This window comes from Auritidibacter ignavus (genome assembly GCF_003703835.1).
GTDB lineage: Bacteria > Actinomycetota > Actinomycetes > Actinomycetales > Micrococcaceae > Auritidibacter > Auritidibacter ignavus.
The window spans coordinates 1-12355 of the sequence record NZ_RDQR01000016.1 but is presented as its reverse complement, the minus strand read 5'-3'; the positions used below and the strand labels follow the sequence as shown (position 1 = coordinate 12355).

Annotated in this window: 9 protein-coding genes; 8 read left to right on the top strand and 1 reads right to left on the bottom strand. The window is 59.3% G+C overall.

The features are described from left to right. Nucleotides 1-61 precede the first annotated feature (61 nt). The 8 genes from cysS to glgB all read left to right on the top strand — a co-directional run bounded on the left by cysS (nucleotide 62) and on the right by glgB (nucleotide 11934). Nucleotides 62-1510: a cysteine--tRNA ligase gene (gene cysS, locus DYI20_RS08535; protein ID WP_110110818.1), complete on the top strand. Its 1449-nt coding sequence runs from the start codon at nucleotides 62-64 to the stop codon at nucleotides 1508-1510. Continuing rightward, nucleotides 1507-2430 carry a 23S rRNA (guanosine(2251)-2'-O)-methyltransferase RlmB gene (gene rlmB / locus DYI20_RS08530; protein ID WP_110110817.1) on the top strand — a complete coding sequence of 308 codons (924 nt, stop codon included), beginning with the start codon at nucleotides 1507-1509 and terminating at the stop codon, nucleotides 2428-2430. Before cysS ends, rlmB begins: the two co-directional genes overlap by 4 nt. An 8-nt stretch (nucleotides 2431-2438) precedes the next feature. Next, entirely contained in the window at nucleotides 2439-4559 is a 2121-nt protein-coding gene (gene glgX / locus DYI20_RS08525) for a glycogen debranching protein GlgX (RefSeq protein ID WP_243857641.1), read from the top strand. An 81-nt stretch (nucleotides 4560-4640) separates the two neighbouring features. After that, nucleotides 4641-5642: an ABC transporter substrate-binding protein gene (locus DYI20_RS08520; protein WP_110110815.1), complete on the top strand. Its 1002-nt coding sequence runs from the start codon at nucleotides 4641-4643 to the stop codon at nucleotides 5640-5642. Nucleotides 5643-5741: 99 nt separating this feature from the next. Then, on the top strand, nucleotides 5742-6719 hold the full coding sequence (locus DYI20_RS08515) for an ABC transporter permease (RefSeq protein WP_122549305.1): 978 nt from the start codon (nucleotides 5742-5744) through the stop codon (nucleotides 6717-6719). Beyond that, nucleotides 6712-7503 carry an ABC transporter ATP-binding protein gene (locus DYI20_RS08510; protein ID WP_110099902.1) on the top strand — a complete coding sequence of 264 codons (792 nt, stop codon included), beginning with the start codon at nucleotides 6712-6714 and terminating at the stop codon, nucleotides 7501-7503. Before DYI20_RS08515 ends, DYI20_RS08510 begins: the two co-directional genes overlap by 8 nt. A gap of 79 nt (nucleotides 7504-7582) precedes the next feature. Continuing rightward, the gene (locus DYI20_RS08505) at nucleotides 7583-9691 is read left to right on the top strand and encodes an alpha-1,4-glucan--maltose-1-phosphate maltosyltransferase (RefSeq protein ID WP_122549304.1); all 2109 of its coding nucleotides are present in this window, start codon (nucleotides 7583-7585) and stop codon (nucleotides 9689-9691) included. Beyond that, nucleotides 9688-11934: a 1,4-alpha-glucan branching protein GlgB gene (gene glgB, locus DYI20_RS08500; RefSeq protein ID WP_122549303.1), complete on the top strand. Its 2247-nt coding sequence runs from the start codon at nucleotides 9688-9690 to the stop codon at nucleotides 11932-11934. Before DYI20_RS08505 ends, glgB begins: the two co-directional genes overlap by 4 nt. 241 nt (nucleotides 11935-12175) lie before the next feature. On the opposite strand, the gene DYI20_RS12460 is transcribed toward glgB, so the two are convergent. Further along, nucleotides 12176-12355, bottom strand: a 180-nt coding sequence (locus tag DYI20_RS12460; protein ID WP_221040951.1) for a hypothetical protein, incomplete at its 5' end; no start/stop codon positions are given.

Below are 12355 nucleotides of genomic sequence, written 5' to 3'. Positions count from 1 at the left end.
GACGACATTCAGCCGATGCCAGCTTAGGGTTCAGCAAGTCGACCCGGTAGACTCTGTACGCGTGGCACAACGATTTTATGACTCCAAGACCGCACAGATCCGCGACTTTGAACCTCTGGTTCCCGGTAAAGTCTCGCTGTACTACTGTGGTGCCACCGTGCAGGGCAAACCACACGTCGGTCATATCCGCTCCGCTATTGTTTTCGACATCCTGATTCGCTGGATGGAGTACAGCGGTTTCGACGTCATCTCGGTGCGTAACGTGACCGATATCGATGACAAGATTCTCGACCGCTCAGCGGCTTCCTATGGGGAAGACTTTCAGCCCGATTCGCTGTATCCGTCCGAAGATCCATGGTATGTGCTGGCCTACCGTTTCGAACGGGCCTTCCACGAGGCCTACACGAGCGTTGGGGTGCGTCCGGTCAGCTATGAACCACGCGCGACCGGTCATATTCCGGAAATGATCGTGCTCATTGAGCGGCTGATTGAGGCTGGACACGCTTATCCGGCCCTGGACGGCACAGCTGACGTGTACTTCGAGGTGGCCTCATGGGCCGAGTACGGATCGTTGACTCGCCAGTCCATCGATCAAATGCAGGATGCAGCCGATGCCGATCCACGCGGGAAAAAGGACCCCCGCGATTTTGCACTATGGAAAGCCGCCGACCCGAAAGACCCCGAGACCGCCGGTTGGAACTCACCCTGGGGTCGGGGCCGGCCAGGGTGGCATCTGGAATGCTCGGCGATGTCGACCAAGTATCTGGGCGCCCAGTTCGATATTCACGGTGGTGGCCTCGATCTGCGGTTCCCCCACCATGAAAACGAACTGGCCCAATCAACGGCTGCCGGAGATGGGTTCGCTCGATACTGGTTGCACAACGGGTTGGTGACGATCAACGGGGAGAAAATGTCGAAATCGATCGGCAATATTGTCACCCCCGAACAAATGTTGGCCTCGGCCCGCCCAACCGCGGTGCGCTACTTCTTGGGTCAGGCCCACTATCGGTCGCAACTGGATTATCAAGACTCCTCATTACAAGAGGCCCAGGCAGCCGTGGAACGCATTGAGTCCTTCCAAGCACGGGCAACCCGTACCGTGGAGGCCACCGGCGAGCGCCAGGTGACCCCGGAATTCCGGGCTGCTATGGAAGATGACTTGAATGTCCCGCAGGCGTTGGCTGCTCTGCACGCCACCGTGCGTGCCGGTAATATTGCTCTGGATACCGGAGATTCTGTCGCTGCGGCCCAAGCGCTGGATCAGGTCAATACGATGGTTAGCGTCCTCGGGCTGGATGATGTCCCAGAAAACGATGACGTGGCCGGAAACAACCAGGTGCTGGATGCGGTAATTCAGGCGCAGCTTGACGCTCGGGCCCAGGCGCGCGCGGATAAAGATTGGGCTACCGCCGATACCATTCGCGACACGCTAGCCGCTGCCGGGATTACCATCGAGGACACGCCTTCGGGCGCCGAGTGGCACCTGGCAGAAAGGACATCGAGACCATGAGCAGCCCCCGCAAGAAAAAAGGCCCCACGAAGGGTAGTGGTGGTCAAGGACGGCGCCGTCTAGAAGGGAAAGGTCCCACTCCCAAAGCCGAGGATCGCACCTGGCACAAAAACTATAAACCCAAGAAAAAACGACCCACGAAGGCGCCGAAAACCAAACACGATGCGGTGGCCGGACGCAACCCGGTCGTGGAAGCCCTGCGCACCGAGATTCCAGCCACTGGATTGTATGTGGCCACCGGCGTGACCATGGACGAACGGATCCGTGAGGCCTTGAAGCTCGCCGCCGATCGAGGTCTTCCGGTGTTAGAAGCCACCATGCCCGAGCTGGACCGGATGACCCGGGACGCCAAACACCAAGGGATTGCTCTGCACATTCCGCCCTATGAGTACCAGGACGCCACGGAATTGGGCCTGCAGCTGATGGCGGATTGGAACCGTGGCTACCGGCAAGAGCCGCCATTGATCGTGGCTCTGGACTCCATCACCGACCCCCGCAACCTGGGTGCGATGGTCCGCTCTGCTGCTGCATTTGGGGTCGACACCGTGGTGGTGCCCGCCCGTCGCTCGGTGGGCATGACCGCCACCGCCTGGAAGACGTCTGCCGGTGCCGCTGCTCGGCTCCCGGTCTCCCAGGTCGTGAATTTGCCGACCATGCTCGTTGAATATCAGAAGGCCGGCATGTTTGTGATCGGGCTGGATGGCCACGGTAGCCAAACCCTGCCGGGGCTTCCTCTCGCCACGGAACCTCTGTGCGTGGTCGTCGGTTCCGAAGGAAAAGGACTGTCTCGACTGGTTGCAGATACTTGTGATCAAATTGTCTCGATTCCGATTGTCGAGTCCACCGAGTCACTTAATGCCTCGGTGGCTGTGGGCGTGAGCCTGTATGAAATTTCCCGCCAACGAAACGGTCGTGCATGACTGAAACGATGACATCCACCTATCCCTCACGGCCCAACCCGTGGGGGCTGTCCGAGTCCTTAGAACAAGTTCCCGACCGCTGGTTGCAGAACTTTGCCGTCTACGCGCCCGGGTTGCAGGCCGCTGATGTGGTCTTCACCTCCGCCGGACTACCGCTGGACCACACTCCCGGCCTGGAGGATCTCACTCGCGTCCAGTTGCCGGGATTGAGCGGTGGCGTGCACCACGGAGTGATCCCGGATCTGCATGACGGGGCGATGTATGCCATCATCGATCGCGCCACCGCCGATGAAGACATCCTCGAGGCCATCCTGCTTGACCCCTACGCTGCTGCGGTGACCGAGCGGGAAGGCTATTGGTGGTCGGTGGCCATGCACAGTTCCTTTGACTGGGACGGAGTGACCCGCCCCCAGGTACCAATGCGTGACACCGTCATCTATGAGGCCCATGTGGCGGGTCAGACCAAGCTACACCCGCACATCCCCGAGCACCTGCGTGGCACCTATGCCGGCATGGCTCACCCGGTGATGATTGACTACCTGAAAGATCTGGGCATCACCACGATCGAGCTGTTGCCCGTCCACCACTGTGTCTCCGAGAATCACCTGGTCGATATGGGGCTGGATAACTACTGGGGCTACAACACCATCAACTACTTCTCCCCGCACCCCCGCTACGCCACAGCAGAATCCCAGGCTCAAGGCCCAGCGGCGGTGGCCACCGAGTTCAAGGGCATGGTCAAGCTGTTGCACCAGGCCGGGCTGGAGGTCATCTTGGACGTGGTCTATAACCACACCGCTGAAGAAGGCCAAGGCGGCCCGGTGCTGTGCTGGCGCGGGTTGGGCGATCGTGCGTACTACCGGTGGGACCCCACCGGTGAGCACTACGACGACACCACCGGTTGTGGTAATGCGCTGGACTTTTCCAATCCCGCCGTGGTGCGGATGACGCTGGACTCGCTACGCACCTGGGCTAGTGATTTCGGGGTCGACGGCTTCCGTTTTGATCTGGCGACCACCCTGGCTCGTGACGAGGAAAACACCTTCTCGCCAACCCACCCGCTGTTGGTGGCCATCACCCAGGATCCGGTGCTGTCCAAAGTCAAGATGATCACCGAGCCGTGGGATGTCGGCATGGGAGGATGGCGGACCGGGCAATTCCCGCCCGGATTTTGCGACTGGAATGACCACTATCGCGATATCGTCCGTGAATTCTGGGTGCTCGGCCGGCGCGCACTGGTGCGCGGGGAACAACCCAGTACCCTGGGACGGTTCGCCGATGTACTGGCCGGCTCGCAGAACATCTTTGCCGAATCCGGGCGCTCGCCGCTGGCCTCGGTCAATTTCGTCACCGCCCACGATGGATTCACGCTGGCCGATGTGGTCAGCTACGACCACAAACACAATGAGGCCAACGGCGAAGATAACCGAGATGGAACCGATAACAACCGGTCCTATAACCACGGGGTGGAAGGTCCCAGCGATTTGCCGTCGGTTTCCCAAGCCCGGATGCAAACCCAGCGCAACGTGTTGGCGACCCTGGCCTTGTCGCTGGGGGTCCCGATGATTACTGCTGGGGACGAAATCGGACGTAGCCAAGGCGGAAATAACAACGCCTACTGTCAAGATAATGAGATCTCCTGGACCGACTGGTCGCTGTTGGACACACCCGAAGGTAAAGATCTTCACGATACGGTGCGCCTGTTGCTGACCATTCGGCGCAACTTCATGGCCGGCCAGCCCTACACTTACCCCTCGCAGTCGAACATGCTGTGGTTCAACGACGAAGGCCGGCCAATGAGCGCGGTCGAGTGGGAATCCCCGCAAGAGCGTTTCTTGCAAATGTTGCTCTCCGCCCCCGAGGGTAGTGTCGACGGTCTCGTGGTCTTCAATGGGGGGCTGGAATCCGAACAGTTCCGAATCCCCGATCTGGCCGAGTTGGCTACAGAGGTTGCCGACGGAGACGAGGAACACGTTATCCCGGTCGCCTCGGGTCTGCCTTTTGTCCGTGAGCTGACCACCAACGTGCCGGACCGTCCGCGACAAGGTGGACTAATCTATCCCGGTGAGACCGACACGATCGCCCCGTTTTCTGTGTCGATGTATTCCGTCCAACGGCACGAGTCCTAGCTTCTGAGGTGTAAAGTAATCTGGGTCACTGCACGTGAAGCGGTGACTGTATCACTCAACTCACCGATCACTGGAGAGCTCATGAAACACACCCGAGATCTACTGGCAGTATCCGCGACCGCGGTGATGGCCAGCCTGGCACTATCTGGATGCGGCGATAACGGTTCCGGGGGAGGCGACGGCGGGTCCTACCAGGTCGGGATTTCCCAGTACGTCGCTCACCCTTCTCTGGATGCCACCAGGGAAGGCTTCAAAGAGGCCCTGGAGGAAGCCGGACTCGAGGTTGACTACGATGAGCAAAATGCCGCCGGAGACCAGTCCACGGTGAACTCCATCTCCGGGAACTTCGCCAATAACAGCGACCTGGATCTGATCGTGGCCGTGGCAACCCCCTCGGCTATTGGGGCAGCGTCGGCGATCACCGATCGTCCGATCCTCTTCGGTGCTGTCACCGACCCGGTGGATGCCAACCTGGTGGAAGACTGGGAAGCCCCCGGTGGAAACGTCACCGGAGTCTCCGATCTGAACCCGGTCGAAGACCAGTTCCAGATGATCCGTGACGTAATGCCCGATGCCACCACCATCGGTATCCCCTACTCCTCAGCGGAGAGTAACTCCGAGGTCCAGGTGCGCTTGGCTCGTCAGGCCGCCGAAGAACTCGACTTCGAGATCGAAGAGTCCACCGTGACGAACTCCTCCGAGGTCCAGCAAGCGGTGAACACCTTCTCGGATGTGGACGCCATCTGGGTCCCGACCGATAACGTGATTGTCTCCACCCTAGAAACCGTGATCGGTTACGGAGAAGACCACCAGATCCCAGTCTTTGCCGGCGAACCTGATTCGGTCGAGCGCGGTGCGGTGGGCACCTTTGGTATCGACTACCATGCGCAGGGGCAACAGCTCGGTGAGATGGCCGTCGAGATTCTGGAAAACGGTGCCGACCCGGCAGAGATGGCCGTCATCCGTGCCGAGCCGGACACCATGGAAATGACTGTCAACCCCGGCGCGGCCGAGCGGATGGGCCTGGAATTCCCGCAAGACACCCTCGACGAGGCCGTCACCGTCGGCGACGACACCGAATAAGGTAACTCGGCCAGACAACAGGCCCGCTCGAGAATCAACGAAACACAGAACAACATAACGGACAAGACAAAGACAAGTCGAAAAGGAACCGATACCGAGATGCTGGTGGGTATTGAACTCGGGCTGATCTACGCGCTGCTCGCGTTGGGTGTGTATCTGACCTTTAGGATCCTGGATTTCCCAGATCTGACGGTGGACCAATCCTTTACCACCGGTGCCGCCACGGCAGCGATGATGATGGTCCATGGGGGCAGCAACCCGTTGCTGGCCATGTTGGCGGCCTTCGTGGTGGGGGCGCTGGCCGGGATCATCACCGGTCTGTTGCACACCAAAGGTGGCATCAACCCGCTCTTGGCGGGAGTTTTAACCATGCTCGGGTTGTATTCAATCAACCTGCGCATCATGGGTAACCAGGCCAACGTGCCACTGTTGGGTACCGAGACGATCTTCACCTGGATGGGCCCCTACGCCCGTACCTGGGTGTCGATATTGATCCTGCTGGTCGTGGTGTTGGTGATCAAGCTGATTCTGGACTGGTTCTTGTCCACGGACCTCGGTCTGGCGCTGCAAGCCACCGGTAATAATGAATCGATGGTGCGTAGTTTCGGGGTCTCTACTGACACCATGAAGATCATCGGTCTGGCTGTCTCCAACGGTCTGGTGGGTCTGTGTGGCGCCGTGGTCGCCCAGTCACAGGGATCGGCCGATATCTCGATGGGTATCGGGCTGATCCTGGTGGGGCTGGCCTCGGTGATCCTCGGACAGGCGCTGTTTGGTCAACGCAACGTGTTCATCGCCACCACCGCGGTGGTCGTCGGGTCGATCCTCTATCGCCTGGCGATCCAAGGGGCTCTCGAGCTGGGGCTGAACCCCAACGACATGCGCCTGATTTCGGCACTGATCGTCATCGCAGCCCTGCTGTTGCCCAAGCTCAAGATCGTGCGGAGACTACGACGCAAGCGCGAGATTAACGCAGATCCCTCGGGTCCGGTCCAACCCATGCCTGAATACTTGCCCAGCGAACATACTGCGGGGACCGCACCGCGGGCCACATCCCAGGAGGGTCATCGTGCTTGAACTCACCAATATCTCCAAAACCTTCTTCCCCGGCACGCTTAACGAGCGCCGGGCACTGAAGAGCATTAACCTGACCCTGAACGACGGCGATTTTGCCACCGTGATCGGGTCGAACGGTGCCGGTAAATCCACCCTGTTAAACGTGATCGCCGGCAAGCTGATGCCCGACACCGGTTCGGTGTTGATCGACGGTCAGGACTTGACCCGTACTAAAGATCACCGGCGCGCTGCCCTGGTCGGGCGGGTGTTCCAGGACCCGCTGGCCGGAACCGCGCCGGATCTGACCATTGAACAAAATATGGCCGTAGCAGCCAAGCGCGGGCGCACCCGCGGGTTGGCAATGGCGGTCCGTCGCGAGCAGCGCGAGTTATTCGCCCGTGAGCTGACGGTGCTGGAACTGGGACTAGAACACCGGTTGAAAACTAAGGTCGGGTTGTTGTCAGGAGGCCAACGTCAGGCCTTGAGCCTGTTGATGGCGACCTTCTCGCATCCGCAGGTGATGCTCCTCGATGAGCACACCGCAGCCTTGGACCCGCAACGGGCCCAGCTGATCACCGAGCTGACCGCCAAGGTCGTCGAAGAACAGCAACTCACCACGTTGATGGTCACCCACAATATGTCCCAGGCGCTACAGGTCGGCAACCGGCTCATCATGATGCATGACGGAGAGATCATCTTTGATGTTTCTGGTGAGGAGAAATCCCAGTTGAGCGTTGCTGACTTACTGGAGAAATTCGCCAGCATCAAAGGTGCCGTCCTGGACGATAAAACCCTGCTGGATTAGGCATCCAGGCCTGATTGACAACGATTCATCCGGCAACTCTGGCCCCGTGGTGCAGACCCACTGTAGCGTAGAGACCGTGATGATTCCCCACCAGGTCAATCCCACCGCCGAGAGCGTGATCCCGAGCGTAACCCGGATCCCCGTCACCGATGTCAGCCCGGTGGTCGATCAGGGGCGTTACCCGGCAACTGCCGTGCTGGGAGAAGATATCCCAGTCAGCGCCACCGTTTTCCGGGAAGGCCACGACTCCTTGGGCGTCACCGTGGTGTTGCTGGATCCGGAGGGGAATGAAGTCCAGCGGGTCAGAATGCATCCCGGCGCCCCGGGAACTGACCGGTGGCACGCCAGGATCCGGCCCTCCGCACTCGGACGGCACACCTTCGCGATCGAGTCCTACGCCGATGACTTTTTGACCTGGTACCGGGCCGCGGTGATCAAGGTTGATGCCGGGGTTGACGTGCAACTGATGTTGGACGAGGGCGTGCACCTGTTTGAACGCGTCCAACGGTCCCGCGCCGAACGCCAGAAGTTTACTCCGCAGGCTTGCGAGCTGTTCGCCGACGCTGTCACCGTGTTGCGGGATTCTTCGCTGAGCCCACCACAACGACTGGAACAGATCAACACGGCCGAACTTCAGCAGGTGTTGGAAGATCAGCCGCTGCGTTCGTTCGTGGGAACCACCGGCGGGTATCCGCTAGATGTGCAACGCCCGGCCGCCGGTCAGGGGAGCTGGTACGAATTCTTCCCCCGCTCGGAGGGGGCCTATATCGACGAAGACACTGGACTTTGGGTATCCGGAAGCTTCGCCACCGCCGAAAAGCGGTTGGCCGAGGTAGCCGAGATGGGGTTCACGGTGGTGTATTTGCCACCGATTCACCCGATTGGCACCACCCATCGCAAAGGTCCCAATAATACCCTCACCGCCGGTGAACATGACCCCGGTTCCCCGTGGGCCATCGGAAGCCCGCAGGGCGGCCACGATGCAATCCACCCTGATTTGGGGAAGAAGAAAGACTTCAAACGGTTCGTCAAAACCGCCCATAAACACCAGCTGGAAATCGCGTTGGATCTGGCCCTGCAATGTTCTCCTGACCACCCGTGGGTGGAAGAACACCCCGAATGGTTCACCACCCGGCTGGATGGCACGATCGCCTATGCGGAAAACCCTCCGAAAAAATATCAGGACATCTACCCGCTGAACTTCGATCACGACCCGCAGGGCCTTGCTGAAGAGATCCACCGGGTGGTGTTGCACTGGATCAAGCTCGGGGTGAAGATTTTCCGCGTCGATAACCCCCACACCAAGCCGTTGTGGTTCTGGGAGTGGCTGATCGCCACGGTCCGGAAGGACCACCCCGAGACGGTTTTCCTGGCCGAAGCCTTCACCCGTCCGGCCATGATGCACGCGCTAGGAAAGATCGGATTCCAGCAGTCCTATGGGTACTTCACCTGGCGTAATTCCCGCGACGAGATTGCCGGGTACCTGCACGAAATCTCCCACGACACCCCGGCGTTCTACCGCCCCAACTTCTTCGTCAACACCCCGGATATCCTGACCGAGTTCTTGCAGTCCGGACTGCGCTCGGCCTTTGCTATCCGGGCCACCCTGGCCGCTACTGCCAGTCCGTTGTGGGGCGTGTACTCCGGGTTTGAACTCTTCGAACACGTCCCGCGTCCGGGCGCGGAGGAATACATCGACAACGAAAAATATCAGTACCGTCCCCGGGATTTTCGCGGTGCCGAAGCCGCCGGAAACTCGCTGGCACCCTATCTGCGACACCTTAACGCCATTCGCGCCACCCACCCAGCACTAGGGCAGCTGCAGAACCTGCAGTTGCACTCCGCTGATACCCCGAACATTTTGGTCTACTCCAAGGTGCGCAACGCTACCCCGGCAGGCATCCACCGCGATCGAGACCTGGTCACCGACAGTCTCGGGCCGGAACACAGCGACAGCATCGACCGGGTGATTGTCGTGCTGACCACCGACCCGGAACATGTTCAAGAAGCCACCATCACCCTGGACCGTGCGGCCCTGGAGTTGCCCGCAACCGGGGAGTTTCAGGTCAAGGACCTGATCACCGACGCGGTCTGGACCTGGTCCGATCAGAACTACATCCGGCTGGACCCCGGAATTCACGTGGCGCACATTCTCACCGTGTTGTCCCCTGAGGAAGAACAGTCGTGACCCACCAACCACTCAACCCCTCCGAACGTCGTACCGGCCCGGTCCCACTTGAGGTGCCGGCTGAGATCCTGCAGCTGGTCTCGGAAGCCCGTTACCACCAGCCACACCAAGTGTTGGGCGCTCACGCGGTACCCGGGGTACTCACCATCCGCGTGTTGCGCCCCTTTGCTCGATCGGTCACCGCGGTCACCGAGGAGGGGGAACGCATTGATCTGGTGCATGAGTTCGACGGGATTTGGGTCGGGGCTATCGCTCATGAGGACCCCAAAGATATTCCCGGCTATCGTCTGGTGATTAGCTACACCGATGACGAACATGACCAGTTCGAGATCGACGATCCCTACCGCCACTGGCCGACCGTGTCGAACGAGGATCTTGCAGCTTTCCACTCCGAGGAAGGGGTGGAAGATCTCTGGCGGATTCTCGGAGCCAGGATTCACCCCGAAACCGGTGGCACCTCCTTCACCGTGTGGGCCCCCAACGCCCGCGCGGTGCGGTTGATCGGCGACTTCAACCACTGGGACGGCCGACTCCACGCCATGCGCAGCCTCGGAGAATCCGGGATCTGGGAATTACTGATGCCCGAAGTCGGTCACGGCGCCCACTACAAGTTCCAGATCCTGGGCGCTCATGGTCAGTGGGTCGACAAAGCCGACCCCATGGCCCGCTGGACGGAAGTCCCCCCGGCCACCGCATCGCGGGTGTTCGATCCGAATCACCCGAAGGCCTACACCTTTACCGACCAGGACTGGATAACTCACCGGGCAACCCATAATGTCCACAACGGTCCCATCTCGATCTACGAGGTTCACGCCGGGTCCTGGTCCCCCGAAGTCATGCACGAGCAGACCAAAGTCAGCTACCGCACCCTGGCGGATCAACTCGTTGACTACGTGACCATCCACGGCTTCACCCATGTGGAATTCATGCCCCTGGCCGAGCACCCCTTCGGTGGGTCCTGGGGATATCAGGTCTCCGGATACTATGCCCCCACGTCACGCTACGGCACTCCCGATGACTTCAAATACCTGGTCGATCGACTCCACGGAGCCGGAATCGGAGTCCTGGTCGACTGGGTACCAGCCCATTTCCCCAAAGATCAGTGGGCACTGGCCCAATTCGACGGGGCACCACTGTACGAATACGAGGACCCGCGGTTAGGTGAGCACCCCGATTGGGGGACCAAGGTTTTTGATTTCGGACGTCAAGAAGTCCGCAACTTCCTGATTTCTAACGCCTTGTACTGGCTCGAAGAATTCCACGTCGACGGTCTGCGCGTCGACGCCGTTGCCTCCATGCTCTACCGCGACTATTCGCGCAATGATGGTGAATGGGTCCCCAATGTTTACGGTGGTAACTACAACCTCGAAGCGATTTCGTTACTACAGCGGGCCAACGAGTTGGCTTACCAGCGCAATCCCGGCATTGTCATGGTCGCCGAAGAGTCGACCGCCTTCACCGGAGTGACAGCCCCGACCTCCTGGGACGGACTCGGTTTCGGTAAGAAATGGAATATGGGGTGGATGCACGATACCCTCAACTACCTTGCCGAAGACCCGGTTAACCGTAGCTGGCACCACAACGAGATCACCTTCTCGATGGTTTATGCCTACTCGGAGAAATACATCTTGCCACTTTCCCATGACGAAGTCGTGCATGGCAAAGGCGCCCTGGTCAACAAGTTCCCTGGAACCCGACAACAACAACTGGCCACACTGCGCGCCTACTACGGTTTCATGTGGGCCCATCCCGGCAAGAAGCTATTGTTCATGGGTGGAGAATTTGCCACCGACCGTGAATGGTCCGAACATGCCGGGTTGAACTGGAGGCTGATCGAAAATCTCAGCCACCGTGGTGTGATGAACGAAATCGCCGACCTCAATCAGCTCTACCGTAAGACCCCGGCACTGTGGGAACTCGACGATGATCCGGAAGGGTTCTGGTGGATCGACGCGCACGCCGCAGAGAAAAACCTGGTGGCGTTCCTGCGCTGGGACCGTAACCAGCACCCGGTATTGTGCTTGACCAACTTCTCCGGCATTGAGCACCGAGACCACACCGTCGAGTTGCCGGTACCCGGAGTCTGGCACGAAATCTTCAACTCCAACGCCGTTGAATACGGTGGATACGGAGGAGGGAACCTGGGACAGGTCACCACGCACCCAAACGCAGAAAACCCCTCTAAGAATGAAGCGCAGATCACTATTCCCACATTGACGACCCTGTACCTCTCACCGCGCTAAAACCCTTGACATCGCGGGGAAGTACAAGGAGTTCACCCCGATTTTGCACTCACGCAAAAAGCGTGTAATGTTGTCACTCGTGCCCGGGAGATGTTCGGAAACGAAGATCGGTCGGCACAGATGAGAACGGGATACGAACCGGATCATCATCCACAAAAAACCTAATATTAGCTCGCACCAGAGCGCTTGTGATGTAGATCACGACGTATCAAGTTGACAAGCTGAGAGTGATGAGCATATATTAGTAAAGTTGCTTCGGACGGAAACGATAAAAATTCGCTAAAGTTCGAAAGTGAACGGTTGTTTGATAACTCGATAGTGTGCCAAGTTTGTTGATGCCAAATTTTTTTTGTTTGGTTGCCATGGCCTCTTTTTTGCCTCGTTGGTTTTGGGGTTGTGGTTTGGCCAGTGGTGGGTTTTT